14 protein-coding genes are annotated in these 17,974 nt (G+C 68.0%); 5 read left to right on the forward strand and 9 right to left on the reverse strand.

Annotated features, from left to right (window positions below; translation table 11 throughout):
* Positions 1–54: 54 nt before the first annotated feature.
* The 3 genes from GGQ59_RS00215 to GGQ59_RS00225 are packed head-to-tail and all read right to left on the reverse strand — an operon-like array spanning position 55 to position 6,211.
* On the reverse strand, positions 55–3,135 hold the full coding sequence (locus GGQ59_RS00215; protein WP_183814732.1) for an efflux RND transporter permease subunit: 3,081 nt from the start codon (positions 3,133–3,135) through the stop codon (positions 55–57).
* Positions 3,132–4,562: an efflux RND transporter periplasmic adaptor subunit gene (locus tag GGQ59_RS00220; protein ID WP_183814734.1), complete on the reverse strand. Its 1,431-nt coding sequence runs from the start codon at positions 4,560–4,562 to the stop codon at positions 3,132–3,134. Before GGQ59_RS00220 ends, GGQ59_RS00215 begins: the two co-directional genes overlap by 4 nt.
* Positions 4,563–4,564: 2 nt before the next feature.
* Positions 4,565–6,211, reverse strand: coding sequence for an efflux transporter outer membrane subunit (locus GGQ59_RS00225; RefSeq protein WP_183814735.1), 1,647 nt, complete (start codon positions 6,209–6,211; stop codon positions 4,565–4,567).
* 393 nt (positions 6,212–6,604) lie between these two features.
* On the opposite strand from GGQ59_RS00225, the gene GGQ59_RS00230 reads away from it, so the two are divergent.
* Together GGQ59_RS00230 and GGQ59_RS00235 are read left to right on the forward strand one after the other, a co-directional pair.
* A complete protein-coding gene (locus GGQ59_RS00230; RefSeq protein ID WP_183814736.1) occupies positions 6,605–7,357 on the forward strand; it encodes a VTT domain-containing protein in 753 nt (250 codons plus the stop codon).
* Positions 7,358–7,410: 53 nt separating this feature from the next.
* Positions 7,411–8,886: a dihydrolipoyl dehydrogenase family protein gene (locus GGQ59_RS00235; RefSeq protein WP_183814737.1), complete on the forward strand. Its 1,476-nt coding sequence runs from the start codon at positions 7,411–7,413 to the stop codon at positions 8,884–8,886.
* Between the two features lie 85 nt (positions 8,887–8,971).
* Here the strand turns inward: GGQ59_RS00235 and GGQ59_RS00240 are convergent, their stop codons facing one another.
* Positions 8,972–9,613: a hypothetical protein gene (locus GGQ59_RS00240; RefSeq protein ID WP_183814738.1), complete on the reverse strand. Its 642-nt coding sequence runs from the start codon at positions 9,611–9,613 to the stop codon at positions 8,972–8,974.
* A 178-nt stretch (positions 9,614–9,791) separates the two neighbouring features.
* Here GGQ59_RS00240 and pip point away from each other — a divergent pair, with 178 nt between their 5' ends.
* Positions 9,792–10,742, forward strand: a complete 951-nt coding sequence (pip, locus tag GGQ59_RS00245; protein ID WP_183814739.1) for a prolyl aminopeptidase — start codon at positions 9,792–9,794, stop codon at positions 10,740–10,742.
* A 3-nt stretch (positions 10,743–10,745) separates the two neighbouring features.
* Here pip and GGQ59_RS00250 read toward each other — a convergent pair whose 3' ends face one another.
* On the reverse strand, positions 10,746–12,305 hold the full coding sequence (locus GGQ59_RS00250; RefSeq protein ID WP_183814740.1) for a sodium-dependent transporter: 1,560 nt from the start codon (positions 12,303–12,305) through the stop codon (positions 10,746–10,748).
* Between the two features lie 202 nt (positions 12,306–12,507).
* On the opposite strand from GGQ59_RS00250, the gene GGQ59_RS00255 reads away from it, so the two are divergent.
* Both GGQ59_RS00255 and rlmN read left to right on the forward strand, forming a co-directional pair.
* Positions 12,508–12,858 carry an Hpt domain-containing protein gene (locus tag GGQ59_RS00255; RefSeq protein ID WP_183814741.1) on the forward strand — a complete coding sequence of 117 codons (351 nt, stop codon included), beginning with the start codon at positions 12,508–12,510 and terminating at the stop codon, positions 12,856–12,858.
* Positions 12,859–12,927: 69 nt separating this feature from the next.
* Positions 12,928–14,085, forward strand: a complete 1,158-nt coding sequence (gene rlmN / locus GGQ59_RS00260) for a dual-specificity RNA methyltransferase RlmN (protein ID WP_183814743.1) — start codon at positions 12,928–12,930, stop codon at positions 14,083–14,085.
* Here rlmN and GGQ59_RS00265 read toward each other — a convergent pair.
* Genes GGQ59_RS00265 through GGQ59_RS00280 form a run of 4 tightly spaced genes read right to left on the reverse strand, consistent with a single transcriptional unit; the run spans position 14,072 to position 17,974 of the window.
* Complete coding sequence (locus tag GGQ59_RS00265; protein ID WP_183814745.1) at positions 14,072–14,635, reverse strand: CBU_0592 family membrane protein; 564 nt, start codon at positions 14,633–14,635, stop codon at positions 14,072–14,074. The two genes, rlmN and GGQ59_RS00265, sit on opposite strands and share 14 nt — an antisense overlap.
* Positions 14,632–15,714, reverse strand: a complete 1,083-nt coding sequence (locus GGQ59_RS00270) for a substrate-binding periplasmic protein (RefSeq protein ID WP_183814747.1) — start codon at positions 15,712–15,714, stop codon at positions 14,632–14,634. Before GGQ59_RS00270 ends, GGQ59_RS00265 begins: the two co-directional genes overlap by 4 nt.
* Complete coding sequence (locus tag GGQ59_RS00275) at positions 15,689–16,906, reverse strand: hypothetical protein (RefSeq protein ID WP_183814749.1); 1,218 nt, start codon at positions 16,904–16,906, stop codon at positions 15,689–15,691. Before GGQ59_RS00275 ends, GGQ59_RS00270 begins: the two co-directional genes overlap by 26 nt.
* A gap of 54 nt (positions 16,907–16,960) precedes the next feature.
* Positions 16,961–17,974, reverse strand: a complete 1,014-nt coding sequence (locus GGQ59_RS00280) for an NAD(P)H-dependent glycerol-3-phosphate dehydrogenase (RefSeq protein ID WP_183814751.1) — start codon at positions 17,972–17,974, stop codon at positions 16,961–16,963.

A 17,974-nucleotide genomic window follows, 5' to 3' on the forward strand; every position in this document is an offset into this window, starting at 1 on the left:
ACGAAGCGGGCGGGCGGCGGGGCAGAACTTCGTGCGATGGATTCAGCCTCCTGGCTACTCGGCGGGTGCGGCCTGCGCGCTCTTCGCCTGCATCCCGCCGCGCCGCGCGCTCCGGTCGCTCGCCACGACCGTGTAGATCGCCGGCACGATGAAGAGCGTGAAGACCGTCCCTATGGCCATGCCGACGCCGAGAACGAAGCTGATCGCGAAGCGGCTGTTGGCGCCCGGTCCGCTGCTGCCGATGAGGAGCGGGATCATGCCGACGAGCGTGCCGATGGTGGTCATCAGGATCGAGCGTAGACGGAGCGCGGCGGCCTTCTCCATCGCCTCGCGGCGTCCGAGGCCCTCGTCTTCCTGAATAGTGTTCGCGAACTCGACGAGCAGGATGCCGTGGCGGATGATCGAACCCGAGAGGGCGAGAAGGCCGATCTGTGTGTAGATGTTGGCGCTGACGACGCCGAGCGCGAAGAAGAGAAGCGCGCCCGCGAGCGACATCGGCACGCTGACGAGCATGACGGCGGGGTCTCGGAAGCTCTCGTACTGCGCGGCGAGGGTCAGGTAGACGAGGACGATCGCGAGGGCGAAGGCGACGGCGATCGTCGAGCCCTGTTCTACGAACTGACGCGACACGCCGGCATAGTCGACGGTGTAGCCTGCGGGGAGCCGCTCGGCCTGCGCTTCCAGGAACTCGAGCGCCTCGCCGAGGGCGACGCCCTCCGCCGGGACGCCCGACAGGATCGCGGCGTTGAGCTGGTTGAAGCGGGTGAGGTCGGAGGGGCGGACTTCGGTGGAGACCTCGGTGAAGCTCGATAGCGGCACAAGCTGCCCCGCCCCGCCCCGCACGTAGTAATCGCCGAGCTGCTCCGGCGTCAGGCGGAAGCTGCGGTCCACCTGGGGAATGACGCGGTAGCTTCTGTCGTCGAGGCTGAAGTAGTTGACATAGCCCTCGCTCAGAAGGGTCGAGAGGTCCTGGCCGAGCGTGCCGATGTCGATGCCGAGCGCGGAAGCCTTGTCTCGGTCGACGATCAGTTCGCCCCGCGCGCGGTCGAAGCGGAGGTCGGAGTTGATCGACTGGAAGAGGCCGCTCTCGCGCGCGGCACGCAGGATCACTTCTGACTGCTCGAAGACGCCGCGCGGCTGATCGATCGATCCGATGACGAACTGTACCGGCGGGCCGCCCCCTGCGCCCGGCAGGGTCGGCGGCTCGATCACCTGCGCGCGCAGGCCGGCGATGCCGGAGACGGCGGCCTGAAGCCGGGGTTGCAGATCCTGTTGGCTCTCCTCGCGGTCGCCCCAATCCTTCATCACCGCGCCGCCCGACGCCGCCGTCGCCGCGTCGCCGCCATTGTTGACGAACGCCATCTCTACCGAATCGAAGCTTTGGATCGCCTCGCCGAGCTGCGCGCTCCACCGTTCGAGCTGGTCGATCGAGGTGTTGGGATCGCCCTCGGCCTGGACGAGGAGGAAGCCGTCATCCTCGGCCGGGGCGAGCTCGTTCTCCGCCGCCTGGTAGAGGAACCAGCAGCTGACGAGGATCGCAGCGCCAAGACCGATGAGGAGCCAGCGGGCATCGAGCGCGCGGGAGAGCGCCCTGCCGTAAGCGTCGGCGGTCTTGCGGAAGCCGTCATCGACCCACTTCGCGGGGCCCTTCTTCTCGTGCTTCCGGAGCAGCTTCGCGCACATCATCGGCGCGAGGGTGAGACCGATCACGCCCGACATGAGGGTCGCGCCCGCAATGGTGTAGGAGAACTCCGTGAACAAAGTGCCTGTCAGACCGCCGACGAAGCCGACCGGCGCGAAGACCGCGATGACGACGACGTTCATCGCGATGACCGAGGTCGCGAGCTCCTTCACGGTCTTCTTGGCCGCGGTCTCGGGGTCGTCGCCGTTCTCGATGTGACGCTCGGCGTTCTCGACCATGACGACGCCGTCGTCGACGATGGTGCCGATGGCGAGGATCAGCGCCAGGAGGGTCAGAAGGTTGATGGAGTAGCCGAGCATGCTCATCAGGAAGAAGGTCCCGACGATGGCGAGCGGCATGGCGACGGTCGGCACCAGCGCCGAGCGCCAGGAGCCGAGGAACAGCAAGATCACCGCGGTGACGATGAGCAGCGCCTGCCAGAGCGCGCTGACGACCTCGCCGATGTTCTCGTCGATGGCGACGGTCGCATCGTACACGACCGTGCCGACCGTCCCGGCCGGCAGGCCCGCCTGGATGTCGGGGATGATCGCCCTTACGCCTTCGATCGTGCTCAGGAGGTTCGCCTCGGGCGAGACTTCGACCTCCATGAAGACCGCCGGACGACCGTTGACGAAGGTCGAGCTGCCGTAGGCTTCAGAGCCAAGGGCGACGCGGCCGATGTCCGACAGTCGGATGATCGCATCGCCCGTCTGGCGGACGATCAGCTCTGCGAACGCCTCGACGGAGTCTATGTCCGTGTCGGCGTCGAGCGGCAGGGTGAAGGTCGAGCCCTTCGTCTCTCCGACCGCCGCCAGCGTGTTGCCGGCTTCGAGCGCGGCGCGCACGTCGGACGGCGCGACGTCGAGGGCCGCCATGCGGCGCGGGTCCAGCCAGACGCGAAGGGCGAGCTGCTGGTCGCCCTGGACGCGTGCCTCCTGGACGCCGTCCACCGTCTCGATCCTGGGACGGACGGCACGGTTGAGGTAGTCGGTGATCTCTTCGGGGTTCAGCGTCTCGCTCTGGAAGGAAAGGTAGAGCGCGTCGGTCTCGTCCTGCGTCACGACGTAGACGATCGAGTTCTCGGCCTCGGGCGGCAGCTGGTTGCTGACCTGGTTGATCTTGCTGAGGATCTGGGCGACCGCGTCGTTCGGATCGTAGTTGAGGTCGAGGTAGACCTCGATGCTGGACTGTCCCTGGCCGCTCGTGCTCTGCAGGTAGTCGATGCCCTCGGCGGAGGAGATCGACTGTTCGAGCGGGGTGGTGATGAAGCCGCGCACGAGCTCCGCATCGGCCCCGATATAGGGTGTGTTGACGATGACCCGCGCGGCGCTGACCTCCGGGTACTCGCGGATCGTCAAGCGGCTCATCGCCTGAAGACCCAGGAGCAGGATGACGAGGCTGACGACGGTGGCGAGCACCGGACGCTCGACGAAGCGGAGGAGCGCGTTCTTCACGGTACGGCCGGTCGCTCTGTGGCACCCTCGCCTGCGTCCTGATCGCCAATCGTCACCGCAACGCCGTCGTCGAGCTTGAGCTGGCCCGCCGTGACGACGCGCTCGCCGCCTTGCAGCCCTTCGGTGACCTCGACATCGAGGCCGCGCTGCTCGCCCGTCTCGACGAAGACGGTCTTCGCGACGAGGCCGGTCTCGGCGGGAGCGCCGCCCTCTCCCCCTCGCGCGTTTTGGCCGTCCGCCGCGTTCCCGCCCCTACGCTGCCCGGCGCCGCTTCGGGCCTGACCCGGCTCTTCGTCCGAAGCGTCGCCCCCCTGCCCTTCGCCGTTGCCGCCGCCGAGGAGACCGCCGAGAAAGCCGCCGTCTTCCTCTTCCGCCGCCTCGCCTCTTTCTCGTTGGCGCTGCTGCTCTTCTGGGTCTGGCGGGCCGACCACGTAGACGGCCGTGCCGTAGGCGTTCCGCGCGATCGCGGTCTGAGGCACCACCACGACCTGTCGCTCGCCGGGCAGAAGCACCGTCACGTCGGCGAACATGCCGGGGCGCAGGGCCTGGTCCTCGTTGGGTATGGTCGCCTGCACCGTGACGCTGCGCGTCTCTTCGGCGATCTCCGGGCTCACGGCGGTGATTCTCCCCGCGAAGGTCCGCCCCGGGAAGGAGTCGGCTTGAAGCTCTACTTCGACCCCCCCCTCGACGAGGCCGAAGGCGGCTTCGGGAAGCTCGAAGTTCACGTAGATCGGGGCGATCTGCTGCAGGGTGACGACCGGGGTGCCCGCGCCGACATACTGGCCGAGGCTGACTTCCCTTATGCCGAGCGTCCCGCTGAAGGGTGCCTCGATCGTCTTCTTGTCGATCGCAGCCCGAGTCTGTTCCGCCTGCGCCGCCAACCCCTCGAAGGTCGCTCGCGCCGCCTCGACGTCCGCCTCCGCCGTCGCGCCTCTTTCTATGAGGCGCTGCTGACGGTCGTAGGCGAGGCGCGCCTGATCGCGCTGCGCTTCGAGCGCGGCGAGCGCCGCCTGCTCCGTGCTCGTATCGAGCCTTACGAGGAGCTCGCCCTCTTCCACCTCCGTACCGTTCTCGAAGCTGATCTCCTCGACCGTGCCTCCGAGCTCGGTCGTCACGTCGACGCCCTGTATGGCTTCGAGCGTGCCGACCGCGCTTAGCTGGTCGTTCCAGGCGACTCGCCTCGCCTCCTCGACGCTGACCGTCGGGGGCGGCTGGCCCTGCTCTTCGCCGCCATCCCCGCCCCTCAAGAGGAAGAAGAGAACCAGGAGAGCGAGAAGCAGGAGAGCCGCGCCGATCAGAACGCCTCGGCGACGCCAGAAGGGTGTCCGGTCTCGTGCTCCTTCAGGGGACGCGCGCTCATCCCTTTCCGGCGCGGGCAGCCGCTCATGCGCCTCGGGTTCGGGCAGAGCCGGGCGTCCGTCGATCACCTTCATCGTTCGCTCACCAAGCTTACGGGGTTCTCGCCGTCGTTCAGCGCCTCGCGCGTCGCGGCGAGGTGTCGGCGATCTTCGTCGGCGGCCAAGCGGACCTCGTCGACGGGCCCCGGACCCAGGGCGGCAAGAAGGCGTGCCGTGTCCTGAAACCGCTGCGCCAACGCGTCGATATAGGCGAAGCGCGCCTCCTCGTAGCGTTGTTGGACGACGGAGACCTCGATCGGGCTGATCGCCCCCTCGTTCAGTCGAAACAGGGCGAGGTCGTAGCTTTCGGAAGCAGCATCGAGCGCGACCTCCTGGGCGGCGAGGCTCACGGCGTCGTTTTCGAGCGCACGGATGCCGTCCGCAACTTCCGTAAAGGCGGCAAGGACACGGTCGCGGTAGAGCGCCAACGCCTCTTCGTAAGCGGCGACCGCTACGTCGCGTTCGGCCCGCCGCCGTCCGCCGTCGAAGATCGGCGCGAAGAGGCCACCGCCTACGGACCAGAAGCTATCGAGCGCGCCGCCCGTTCCGCCCACGCCGAAGCCCGCATCGAGCGTCAGGTTCGGGTAGAGGTCCGCCGCTGCGACGCCAATCTCCGCGCTGGCTCGGCGCAGAAGGGACTCCGAAGCGAGGACGTCCGGCCGCGTCCTGACGAGACGCGAAGGAAGGGCGATCGGGACGTCGTCGGGGAGGTTCAGCTCGGCTAGGGTGATCCGAAACGATCCGGCGTCGGCGGGCGGGCGGCCCGTCAGGCGGGCGAGCGCATTCTCGGTCTGCGAAAGCTGCGTCCGCAGCGGCGGAACGGTCGCGCGCAGCGCCGCGACGTCTGCGAGGGCCGTGACGAGGTCTGCACGTGCGGAGGCACCTTCCTCTACGCGAACCCTGATGAGGTCGATTCGATCTTCCTGGCTCGCGATCAGCGCCTCGCGCGCGTCTATCTGATCGCGAAGGGCCGCAAGCTCCAGCGCCGTACTGACGATGTTCCCCGCCACCGCGAGGTAGGCCGCTTGTAGTTCTTGACGTTGCCGTTCGAGCTCGGCGCCAGCCGCCTCGACGAGGCGACGGTTCCGACCCGCAAGGTCGAGGTCGTAGGTCACGGTGGCGCCGGCGGTGTACACCTCGTAAGCGTCGTCGCGACCTGTGCCGCCGGTCGCAAGGTCGGTCCCACCACCCGTTTCTTCCCCGGTTCCGTCGTCCGCGCCGGAGGAATTCCCTTCTCCCGTACCGGTCGGCCCCGTCCCGCCGTCATCGCCGACGCCGCCGTCGAACGCGGCGGCTGTTCCGCCGGCTCCTCGTCCCTGGCCATAGGAGGCGGAGGCATCACCGATCAGTTCCGGCGCGCGGAGGCCCCGCCGCGCCGCGAGCGTCGCCCGCGCGCCGCGCAGCCGCGCGCGGGCCGCCTCGAGCGTCAAATTGCCTTCGAAGCCCCGTGCGACGAGCGCGTCGAGCGAAGAAGAACCGAACCACTGCCACCATCCGGCGGGTGCCGTTCCGCCGCGCAGGAAGCGCTGATCGCCGCCCACCGCGGCGGCCACGGTCGGATCGTCGGGCACGACGTATGCCGCCTCGTCCGGCGTCGACGGGCGACGGTAATCCGGCCCGGCGATGCAGCCTAGGAGGAGCATGAGCGGTAGGAACGCGAGAGCGGCGTGCGGCTTCATCCCTTTGGATCGGTGACGGCGGCCGGGCGGCCATGATTCCGATCTAGGAGGGCAGCGTGAAAAGGCGACGCCAGGCGTGGGCTTAGCCGGCCTAGCGCCACCAAATCTCGCCAAGAGGGATCGGAACCAAGCGGGCTTGGCGTTGCGCGAACCGTATTACCGTGCGGATTGCGTCCCTCTGGACGCTGCGGGTCGATCTTCGGATGCGTTTGGCGCGAGAGTGGCGGTGAGCAGCGCGCGGGCCGGAAGCGTTCGGCGACATGGTCATCGCCTTCAATCTGTCGGTGTGCGCCTTCCTCGACGTCATGTCGGCTCGCTGTTACGAGCGATGATGGCTCGCGCATCCCACTACACAGATGCCCGGCGAGAAGCCCCGATACGGGAAGTACCTTTGTGACGTCGTCTTCCCCGCCGCGGACCGCATCAGGCCCATCATGGAAGCGCTTCGCACCGATCGGCGTCATCGCCCTCGCGCTCGGCATATTCTTCGTCAGCGGCGCCTACCGCTACTTGTCGCTCGACGCGCTTCAGGATCATCAAACCGAGCTCGAGGGCTTCATAGGCGACTTCTACCTGCGCTCAGTCGTCCTCTTCGTCCTGGCCTATACCCTCCTCGTGGCGATCAGCTTTCCAGGGGCGTCGTTCCTCACGATCGCCAGCGGATTCCTGTTCGGCCTTTGGGTCGGGACCGGCGTCGTCGTCGTCGGCGCCACCGCGGGTGCGGTCCTCCTCTACCTCGCGGCGAGAACGGTGTTCGGCGACAGTCTGCGCCGGAGGGCCGGAGGCTTCGTTGCGAAGATGCGCGACGGCTTCGCCGAGAACGAACTGAGCTACATGTTCATCCTGCGGCTCGTGCCCCTCTTCCCCTTCTGGGCGGTCAACATCGCGGGGGGCGTCGCCGGGGTCCGGCTCCGCAACTACACGCTCGGCACCTTGCTTGGGATCATCCCGGGCAGCTTCGTCTACGTTTCGATCGGCAACGGCATCGCGGCTGGCGTCGCCGACGCCGGTGACTTGAGCCTCGGCGCGCTCCTGACGCAGCCCGAGATCGTCTTGCCGCTCATCGGGCTGATCGCGCTCGCCTTGGTGCCCGTCGCCTATAGGTCCCTTCGGCGACGCGGCGGTAGGGCGGCTGGGAACGGCTGATTCACCCCGGGCTGGCCGAGCGTATGACGGTCCGACCACCTACGGAGTTGACCATGGCCTTCGAGACTGAGCACCCGGCCCCCGGCGCGCCGCCGCGCGGCGACATCGAAGCCGATGTCTGCGTCATCGGTGCGGGTTCGGGCGGACTTTCCACAGCTTACGGAACGTCCCAGCTCGGCCGAAAGACCGTTCTCATCGAAGGTGCGCAGATGGGGGGCGACTGCCTCAACTTCGGGTGCGTGCCCTCCAAGGCGCTCCTGGCCGCGGGAAAGGCGGCTCAGCACGCAAGGGAGGCGGGCCGCTTCGGCGTCACCCTGGCTGAACCGGAAGTCGACTTCGCGAAGGTGCACGAGCACGTCCGCGGCGTCATCGAGACGATCGCGCCCAACGATTCGGTCGAGCGTTACGAGGGCCTCGGCGTCACGGTCATCCGCGCCTGGGCGCGCTTCACCGGTCCCGATACGCTGGTCGCCGGGGACACCACTGTGCGCGCCAAGCACTTCGTTCTCGCAACCGGATCGCGTCCTTCCGTTCCGGCGATCGAAGGCCTCGATCAGGTTCCCTACCTCACCAACGAGATCCTGTTCGACCTTACCGAACGACCGCGCCACCTCATCATCATCGGTGGGGGCCCGATCGGCCTCGAGATGGCGCAGGCCCACCGCCGCCTCGGCTCGGACGTCACGGTGGTCGAAGGCGGAGCGATCCTTGGCAAGGACGACCCGGAACTGGTCGCTGAGGTCCGTAAGGCCGTCTCGCAGGACGGCGTCCGCATCGAAGAAGATGCGAAGGTCGTCCTTGTCGAGAAGAACGGGAATGGCGGCCTCACCCTGCGCGCCGAGCGGGATGGCCGGACGTTCGAGGTCGCCGGAAGCCACCTCCTCGTCGCGGTCGGCCGTGAGCCCAACATAGAGAAACTCGGGCTGGAAGCGGCAGGGGTGGAGACCGACGAGAACGGCGTGAAGGTCGACGAGTACCTGCGCACGACGAACCGGCGCGTCTGGGCGGTGGGCGACGTCGCGGGCGGCCTCAAGTTCACGCACGTCGCGGGCTACCATGCCGGCCTCGTCGTCAGGAACATGCTCTTCAAAGTCTCGAAGGCGAAGAACGAGGCGGCCGCGAAGGCGCCGCACGTCACCTACACCGATCCCGAGCTCGCGCAGATCGGCCTGACCGAGGCCGAGGCGAAGAAGATCGACCATAAGGTGGCGCGGTTCGCCTATCATGAGAACGATCGCGCCATCGCTGAGCGGACCCCGCAGGGCTTCGCCAAGGTGATCGTCGGCAAGGGCGGCAAGGTCTTAGGCGCCGGCATCGTCGGGAAGAACGCGGGCGAGTTGATCGGGCTTTGGGCGCTAGCCGTCAGCAGCGAACTCAAACTGACGGCGATAACGTCGATGATCGCGCCCTATCCGACCCTGACGGAGGTCTCGAAGCGGGCGGCCTCCGCCTACTACACGGACACGCTCTTCTCGGACCGGACGAAGAAGGTCGTTAGTGCGCTGAGCGTCCTCGACGGCGTGCTGTGAGCGTGGTCGCGCCGCGAACGTTCCGGCGCGCGGCAAGTCCGGCGCCCGCACGGATCGTGCCGGGCACGGTGAAGAGGACGTCACCCTAGAAGCCGGCGGACGCCGTACCCATGCTCGGCAGAGCGAGCCGCTCGGGCACGTCGGAGAGTCGCGCCGCGACCCTGTCCGCGGAAGCGCTGATGTCGCGGGCCGCGTCGGTGAAGGCGTCCTTGACGGCGCGGATCTCGGTCTTGCTCAGCCGTACCGCTTCGTCCTGCTTGTCGCGGATCAACCCCAAGGCGTCCGTGTAGAGCGTAGCGCAGCGACGGACATCGCCGATCGCGTCTTCCAGAAGGGCGACGTCGTCCATGACCGGAACGAGCGCCGTCGCCGCGGCCTGGCCTGCCTCCGCCACGGCCCGCGCCCGCCTGAGGGCCTCGTCGATGTCGGCGAAGACGGCGGGCAAGGGGTCCGGCGCCGTGACGCCCTGGAGGTACGCCTCGGCGGCGGCCTTCCGGGCCCTGTCGTGCCCCCCGAAGACGATCAGTCCCAGCGCTTCGTTGGCCGTAGGCTCGGGCGGCACGGAGGCGTCGAGCGCCGCCAAGGCTTCGGTCAAGGCGATCCGTTCCTGAACAGGCGCCGCATCCGCGACCTCTCCCCCGCCGAGACCCGGCAGGGAGACCGTCACGCTCGCGCAGCTGCACAAAGAGAAGGCACCGAAGCTTGCGATCGCGAGACGTGCTTTCATCCATCCCTCGTCCAGGCTTACGGGGCCAGGCTTACGGAGCCAGAGCTGCCGTCCGGTGAGACGACCCCGAAGATGGGGTTGTGTCGCCAGAGTGTTACTCTATTCCAAACAGGAACCCGACAATATCACCGCCGCGCAAGTGGCGCACCCTCAACGTTCAGTTTCAACCCCTTAGTCGATGACGCGACGTTCCCTCTATCCTGCCATCGAGCCGACCGAGCGCGGGCGCTTGCGCGTCTCCGCGCTGCACGAGATCTACTACGAGGTCTCGGGCAACCCGGCGGGCAAGCCTGTCGTCGTCTGTCACGGCGGGCCCGGCGGCGGGTCGACCCCGTCGATGCGGCGCTACTTCGACCCTGCCCGCTACCGGATCGTGCTCTTCGATCAGCGAGGGTGCGGCCGTTCGACCCCTCATGCCGAGCTGCGCGAGAACACGACCTGGCACCTGATCGAGGACATGGAGGCGTTGCGTCGGCACCTCGGGATCGAGCGCTGGCAAGTCTTCGGCGGCTCCTGGGGCTCGACGCTCGCCCTCTCCTACGCCCTCGTCCACACCGACCGGGTCAGCGAACTCGTCCTGCGCGGCATCTTCACGCTGCGCCGGGAAGAGCTCGACTGGTTCTACAAGGAGGGCGCGAACTGGATCTATCCCGATGCATGGGAAGCGTTCCTGGCGCCGATCCCCGAAGCCGAGCGGGATGACCTGATGGCGGCCTACGCCGCGCGGCTCGACGCCGATGACGCGAGCGTCCGGCTCGAAGCGGCCCGGGCCTGGTCGGTTTGGGAAGGTACGACGGTCTCCCTGCGTCCCTCGCAGGAGCGGATGCAGAGCTTCTCGGGGGAGCGTTTCGCCCTCGCCTTCGCCCGCATCGAGAACCATTACTTCCGGGCGGGCGGCTTCTTCGAACGCGAAGGCTGGATCATCGATGAGGCGTCGCGGCTCGGCACGCTGCCCGGCGTCATCGTTCAAGGCCGCTACGACGTCGTTACGCCGATGAAGACCGCCTTCGAGCTGGACCGCGCGTGGCCCGGCGGAAAGCTGGTCGTCGTGCCGGATGCCGGCCACGCGGCCTCGGAGCCTGGCATCGTTTCCGCCCTCGTCCAGGCGACCGACAGCTTCGCTGGCTGAACGCTACTGCTGCTCGGGCGGCAGGGCGGGCGCGGTCTCGACCGGCTCGGCTTCGGCGGCTGGCCGCCCGCTCAGCCACGGCGAGACGACCGCACCGTAGACGAGCACGGCCCCGACGAAGAGAGGGCAGACCCAACGCACGAGGAAGCGCCAGCGGCGGTAGCCCGCCTCGGACGCGAAGTGCAGCTCCTCCCGGCTCGCGGTCCGGGACACGACCCAGCCCGCGAAGATCGCGGTCATGAGCCCACCGAACGGCAGAAGCACGTAGGTCGTCAGCCCGTCCGTCGCATCGAGCAGCGTCTGCCCTTCGAACAGCGGAAGGAAGCCCAAGGGGTGCCAGTCGTTGAAGAAGGTGTCGGCGACCTCCGCGGGCACCACGGAGAGCGCGTGGCCGCAGCCCACCAGGAACGCGACCAAGCCGAGCACGGCCGCGCCGACCACGCGCCTGCGCCGCTTCTCCTCGACGTCGAGGTCGACGTCGCCGTCGGCGAAGGCGGTGGCGACCTCGAGCAGCGAGATCGACGAGGTCAGCGCCGCGAAGAAGGCCATCAGGAAGAAGGCGATCCCGAAGATCGAACCGAAGGGCATCTGGCTGAAGGCGAGCGGCAAGGTGCCGAACATGAGGCCTGGCCCGCCGGCAGGCTCGAGCCCGAACTGGAAGACGATGGGGAAGATCGCGAGCCCGGCTATGAGGGCGACACCCGTATCAGCCGCGACGACGATGGAGGCCGAACCGGGGATCGACTGGTCCCGCCCAAGGTAGAGCCCGTAGGTGATCATCATCGCCGAGCCCAAGGACAAGGAGAAGAACGCTTGGCCGATGGCCGAGAGCAGGATCGAACCGTCCGACAGCCGTTCGCCCAACGCACTCCAGTCCGGCGCGAAGAGGAAACCGAGCGCCGTGACGGCCTGTCCTTGGATCATCGCGAAGATCGACAGGATGACGAGGAGGACGAAGAAGGTCGGCATGAGGATCGTGACGGCCGCCTCGATCCCTCCCTTGACGCCGCGGCTGACGATCCAGGTCGTAAGGCCGATGAAGATGGCGTGGCAGAGGATCATCTTGCCCGGCGAGGCGAGAAGCTGACCGAGCTGCCCCTCGATCGCCGCGCGCTCCTGCCCGTGGAACGCACCGCCCGTCAGCCCGGCGAGCCCTTGATCCGCGATCGAGGTGAAGAGGTCCACGATCAGCGTCCAGGCGTAGTAGAGCACCCAGCCGGCGATCACCGAGTAGAAGGTGACGATCAAGAAGCTCGCGACCATGCCGACCCAGGCAAAGAGCGACCAAGCGCCGGAGCGCCCGTCCGCTTCGGCCAGCCGCCGAATCGCCGCGACCGCCGAGCCGCCGCCGCGGCGTCCCAAGAAAAGCTCCGCCGCCAGGACGGGCAAGCCGATCGCCACGATGCATAGAATGTAGAGGAGGACGAAGGCGCCGCCGCCGTTCTCACCGGCCGCGTAGGGAAACCGCCAAAGGTTTCCGAGGCCTACGGCCGATCCGACAGCGGCGAAGACGAAGGCGGCTTTCCCTGACCAAGTCTCCTGACCCGTGCTCGTCGCCGCCATCCGTTCGCCCTCTTTGCCCGCTGATCGCCCTGAACCTGCCCAAATCGTTAGGCGTTCTTTTACGCCTCCTAGCAGACACTGCCCGGGTAGCCATAGCGGCTTCGGGGGCGGGGGCGTCCTCGCGCCGCGCGGGCGGTGAAGGAACCGCTGCGCGCGCGACTTATTCGGGTTGGGTGGCACCCGACGCAAGGAGGGGAAAGCGATGACGCAGAACGTGATCGAGGCCGAGCAACTGACGGTACTCGCCCATGCCGCCGGCAAGGAAGCGGTCGAGCCGATCCTGGACGCCTTCTGGCAGTCCAATGACGAGCTCGCCGACCAGCTGAGCAACGCGCTGTCCTCGCAGGACATCGACGCGATCGCCAAGGCCGCGCACGCGCTGAAGGGTTCCGCCAGCAACCTCGGCGCCGTGCGCATGGCCGAGACGGCGCGCGAGATCGAGTACGCAGGCAAGGCGAGCGACCTTCCCGCGGTGCGCAGCGCCTATGATCGCCTCTTCGGCGACATCGAGGTCACGAAGGCGGCCTTCGTCCAGCTGATGGCGTCCATCTGACCTTCATGCCGCCACGTGGTGCGTGGCGGCCCCTGGCATGACGGTCCCGCCTGCCTTAAATGGCGCGGCATGTCCGTTACCCTCGACCTCTCCCGGCCGCGCCCGGCGCGCGAAGCGGCGCCCGTCAGCCTGATCGGCCTGACGCGGCCCGAACTCGCCGCACGCCTCGCCGAGGATCTCGGTCTGGACCCGAAGAAGGCGAAGATGCGCGCCTCCCAGGTCTGGGGTTGGCTCTACAATCACGGCGTGACGGACTTCGCCGCGATGACCAACATCGCGGGCCCGATGCGCGCGCAGATGGCGGAGCGCTACGTCCTCACCCGCCCCGAGATGGTCGAGCGACGGGTCTCGTCGGACGGCACGCGCAAATACCTCTTGCGGTTCGGTCCCGGCGTCGAGGCCGAGGCGGTCTTCATCCCCGGCGTCGGCCGTGCGGGCGCGTTGTGCGTGTCGAGCCAGGTCGGCTGCACGCTGAACTGCACCTTCTGCCACACCGGCACCCAGGCCCTGGTTCGCAACCTGACGCCCGCCGAGATCGTCGGGCAGGTCCTCGCCTGCAAGGACGACATCGAGGAGTGGCCTTCGGGGCGCGACGACCGCAAGCTGTCGAACATCGTCTTCATGGGCATGGGCGAGCCGCTCTACGCGCTGGACAGCGTGGCCGCCGCGATCGACGTGATCTCCGACGGCGAGGGCATCTCGATCTCGCGCCGCCGCATCACCGTGTCGACCTCGGGCGTCGTCAGCCAGATGGACGCGCTCGGCGAGCGCACGGACGCGATGCTGGCGATCAGCCTGCACGCGACCAACGACGCGCTCCGCGACGAGCTGGTCCCGATCAACAAGAAGTGGCCGATCGCAGAGCTCCTCGATGCCTGCCGCCGCTACCCCGGCACGTCGAACGCCAAGCGGATCACCTTCGAGTACGTGATGCTGAAGGGCGTCAACGACTCCGACGCCGAGGCGCGCGAGCTGGTGCGCCTGCTCAAGGGCATTCCCGCGAAGATCAACCTGATCCCGTTCAACCCCTGGGCCGGCTCTCCTTACGAGTGCTCGGATTGGGACCGGATCGAAGCCTTCGCGGAGATCATCAACCGCGCGGGCTACGCCTCGCCCATCCGTACGCCGCGGGGCCGCGACGTCGGCGCGGCCTGCGGGCAGCTCAAGACCGAGAGCGTCAAGCGCCGGGCAAGCGAGCTTCGCCGCGAGCGGGTCACAGCGGACTGACGGCCCGCCGTTCGCTGCTGGTGCGCCAGCCCCATGCCGACAGAGCGAACCAAGCGACCTCGAGGCCGAGGACGGGCCAGTTCGCGTCGACCGTCAGGACGGGAATGAGCGCGAGCGCGGCGAGCGCGTTGACGCCCAGGAAGCTCCGACGCGCGATCCGCCCGGCGGAGAACAGAAGGTACGACCCGCTGAAGGCCAAGGTGCCCGACCAGCCCAGCGTCTCGATGCCGCCGAGCGGCACGAAGGGAACCATCGCGACCCCGACGCCGCCAAGCGCCGCGAGTGGCCACAAAACCCATTCGGGCCGCAAGGCGAGCGCCGGTCCCTCCTCCCGTCCGACGAGTGCGTAGAGGCTGACGACGGTCCAAAAGAGGTTCGTACCGACGGCCTGCCATGACGCTTCGATGAAGGACGTGAAGGTCAGCGCCGCGGCGGCGGCCAGGTTCAGTGCGTAGTAGCGCGGGCTCGCCGCGCCCCCGGCCCGGGACAACAGGACGTGGTTGATCAGGTAGAGAAGCGTACCGGTCCAACCGATCAGGGCCAGGGTCATGGTCCGACCGCGATGTGCATGTTCTTCACCAGAAGCTCGCGGCCGGACGAAGGACCATCGAGGATGAGCACGCGGCTCTCATCCGTCATCGTCTTGTAGAGGCGAGCCGTAGGAGAAGCGTTCGCGGCGCCGCAACTCCACGCGAGGACCATGAAGCTCGTCCCCGGCGGCAGGGCGAACCGGTCGCCGCTTTCCTCTGCTTGCGCGGCGGTCTCAACGCATTCGTGAACGGCGTCCCCGCCGAGCCATGACCGTCCGAGCGCGATCGGATTGCCCTCCGCCGCGATGATCCGTCCACGGTCGCGGGCCCGGTCCGGCAGCGGTGCCGGCAGGGTCTCGCCGGAAACCAGGAGTTCCTCCTCGACCAGGCGCGCATAGGCGGCGTCGAAGCGGGCCATCAGCGCTTCGCCTTCGGGGGTTCTCGGCGCGATGACGTGAAGCGGCGTTTCGTCCTCGATACCGGAGGCCGCGTGAACCAGCTTCTCCCACGCCGCGAACTCTCGGGGCAGGATCGCCTGCGCCACGGATTCGGCCATCGGTACGGCGTCGACCTCGCCGGCCAACAATTGCGCCAGCGCGTCCCGGTCACTGCCGAAGACACGCGCCGGTGCGTCCTGCCGCTCGATCAGGGCGTCGATCGTGGGACCGTAGGAGTAGCCGGCCACCCGCCCGAACAAGACCTCCCCCGCTTCCGCCCCCGCCGGCACGCCGTCCGCAGCACGGAAGCGGCGGTTCACGTAGACGCGGTTGCGCATGGATAGGATCGGGGCCTTCGAGAAGACGACCTCTCCCGCCCGCTCGTCCGTCTTGATGTAGGGAAACGCCAGCGGCGCGCGCCCGTCGCGGACCAGGACGTAGGCGTAGCCGAAGTCGAAACGACGAAACTCGGGGAGGGCCCCCATCTCCGTCGCGACGAGGCGCATCACCCTGGTCGCGGCGCCGGGCTCTTCGCCTTCACCGCTTACGAAGGGCCGCCAAGTGTCGGTGTAGATCGGCAGTGCCTCCTGCGCGACGGACCTCGCGCCGAAGAAGCCCAGGAGCCCGATCAGGATGCTAGCGGCGCGTCTTCCAGTAGACATAGATGAGTCCCAAAGTTGCGACGAGCCCGAGGCCGGAGAGGAACATCAGATCGGCGTCGATGCCGGCAAAGAACGCGAGGATGTTCGAGACGCCCTCGTCCGTGTAGCCGAGCGCCGGGCGCGTCATCATCTCTCGGCTGAACTCGGTGAGGTACAAGGACAGTTCCAAGACCGCGATCAGACCGATCGCGACCAGGATGAGGTCGGTCACGAGGCCGCTGCGTTCCCCGCGCTGCGCCGTGATCTCGTCGATGCGCGCAGACGCGAGCGCGGCCATCCGTTCGCCGAGCGTCATGAGTTGATCGAACTGCCAACCATCCATGATGTCTTTGAGCAGACGAAGGTTATCGCGGTTCATGTATCCTTGCAGCGTCTCGTACTGGATACGAAGCATCTGCATTCTGGCTCGGCCTGCCCGCAGCTCTCGGCTCGCTTCCCTGATCTTCGGAGAGTGGAGGTTGACGGCCAGCGTCTCCCGCATGGCGTTGTTGAGCCGAACCTGCGCCGTCCAAACGGCCTGCGAGAGGCGCATGACGGCGGAGAGCTGCGCGAGGCGTTCCTCGGTCGTTCGTACCACGACGTAGTTCAGCCAAGTCATGGATTGGTCGCACCGTCCGTTCAGCACCGCCTCCGCGTCTTCTGGCCGGATGGTATGACGCAGCCAATCGCGCACGAAGCGCTGTATCGCCGGAACCTCGAGGTCGGCCTCTTTCAAGACGGCGGCGCGGGATATCCAATTGCTTGGGGCAACTTCATTACGACGTTCTTCACGCAGAAGATCGGTCGGGATGCACCGTGCCAAGCGGAGGATGAGCATTTGCAAGTCCCGCTCATGCGCCGTCAGAAGCGCCTTCGTTCGCGCCTGCACCTCCTTTTGGACACGCTCTGCGTCGGGCGGCTCGTCCAAGTCGAGCGTCACCTCGGCGACGGTCACGCCGGTTTGGTAGATGTGGTAGCGGACTCGCGCCGTCCCCTCGGGCCGGCGCGGCGTGTAGACGACGAGCCTCAGGTCGTAGCCGTCCTCGGCCAGGTCTTCGAACTCGTTCCCGGCAATGCGGGCGTTCGGAACTTCGAGTTCACCGTCTTCGGGCGGCAGCGCCGCGAGCACGCGCCCGTAGGACGAGGCCCGAGGGTCGCAGCCGACGCGCAGGTGAAGCGCCGTGGAGATCGGCGCGTAGGTTAGAAACTGCATTGCCCCCTCTTCGGTCCGGCCGGGGCGGCGAGCCGCGCCGCCCGATACGGACATCTACCCTTCTATCTTCAGCGGACGGTTCATCAGGTCTGCGATCGCTTCGTCCACGGCCAGCTCGCCGGACAACAGCGCTGCGACCGCCTCCGTGATCGGCATGTCCGTCCCCCGCTCTCGCGCGAGGGAGACCAGGACCGGCGCCGTGGCGGCCCCCTCCGACACCGTGCGCCTCTCCGCGATGACGTCTGCCGCGCGCCGCCCCTGCCCCATCTCGTAGCCGAGCGACATGTTGCGCGACTGGCGTGAGGAGCAGGTGAGGATGAGGTCGCCGAGGCCGGACAGCCCCGCGAGCGTCTCGGGCTTCGCGCCCATGCCGAGGGCGAAGCGTTTCGCCTCGGCGAAGCCGCGCGCCATCAGGGCGGCCTTGGCGCTCTCGCCGAGCCCCCTGCCCTCGACAATGCCGCAGGCGATGGCGAGGACGTTCTTGATCGCGCCGCCGAGCTCGGCGCCGAGGACGTCGGGCGAGTAGTAGGGGCGGAAGGTCTCGGTCGCGAGCGTGCCGAGCCAACGCGTGCCACAACTCTCGTCCGGGTCCGCCAACGTCACCGCCGTCGGCAGGCCGCGCGCCACGTCCGCCGCGAAGCTCGGCCCGGACAGGACCGCGCCGAGCGCCTCGGGCCAGGCCTCCTTCAGCACCTGATGCATCAGGCGCCCCGTCCCCCGTTCGATCCCCTTGCAGCAGAGCGCGACCGGCATCGCCGCGCCGCCCGTCGCCTCGCGCAGGGCGACGAGTTCGTCGCGCGCGGCCTGGGCCGGAACCACTAAGAGGATTCCCTCCGCCTCGCAGGCCGCAGCACGATCGGTAGTCGCCCGTAGCGTTGAAGGCAGCTCTATCTCCGGCAGGTAGGTAGCGTTTCTATGCTCCTCGTTGATCTGCCCGGCGATCTCCTCGCCCCGCGACCAGATCGAGGTCTGCCGTCCCGCCCGCGCGCAGAGCGCGGCCAGCGCCGTGCCCCAGCTGCCGGCGCCGGCGACGTAGATCCGCTCGAAGGGTTCGCGTCCGATCGTCAT

Source organism: Parvularcula dongshanensis, assembly GCF_014199615.1.
In the GTDB taxonomy this organism is placed as follows: Bacteria; Pseudomonadota; Alphaproteobacteria; order Caulobacterales; family Parvularculaceae; genus Parvularcula; species Parvularcula dongshanensis.

Bases quoted from the DNA above. Each gene is read 5' to 3' on its own strand.
- GGQ59_RS00250 (WP_183814740.1), bottom strand. From the start codon at position 12,305: ATGGCGGCGACGAGCACGGGTCAGGAGACTTGGTCAGGGAAAGCCGCC.
- rlmN (WP_183814743.1), top strand. From the start codon at position 12,928: ATGTCCGTTACCCTCGACCTCTCCCGGCCGCGCCCGGCGCGCGAAGCG.
- GGQ59_RS00225 (WP_183814735.1), bottom strand. From the start codon at position 6,211: ATGAAGCCGCACGCCGCTCTCGCGTTCCTACCGCTCATGCTCCTCCTA.
- GGQ59_RS00275 (WP_183814749.1), bottom strand. From the start codon at position 16,906: ATGCAGTTTCTAACCTACGCGCCGATCTCCACGGCGCTTCACCTGCGC.
- GGQ59_RS00280 (WP_183814751.1), bottom strand. From the start codon at position 17,974: ATGACGATCGGACGCGAACCCTTCGAGCGGATCTACGTCGCCGGCGCC.
- GGQ59_RS00240 (WP_183814738.1), bottom strand. From the start codon at position 9,613: ATGAAAGCACGTCTCGCGATCGCAAGCTTCGGTGCCTTCTCTTTGTGC.
- GGQ59_RS00235 (WP_183814737.1), top strand. From the start codon at position 7,411: ATGGCCTTCGAGACTGAGCACCCGGCCCCCGGCGCGCCGCCGCGCGGC.
- GGQ59_RS00265 (WP_183814745.1), bottom strand. From the start codon at position 14,635: ATGACCCTGGCCCTGATCGGTTGGACCGGTACGCTTCTCTACCTGATC.
- GGQ59_RS00255 (WP_183814741.1), top strand. From the start codon at position 12,508: ATGACGCAGAACGTGATCGAGGCCGAGCAACTGACGGTACTCGCCCAT.
- pip (WP_183814739.1), top strand. From the start codon at position 9,792: ATGACGCGACGTTCCCTCTATCCTGCCATCGAGCCGACCGAGCGCGGG.
- GGQ59_RS00270 (WP_183814747.1), bottom strand. From the start codon at position 15,714: ATGTCTACTGGAAGACGCGCCGCTAGCATCCTGATCGGGCTCCTGGGC.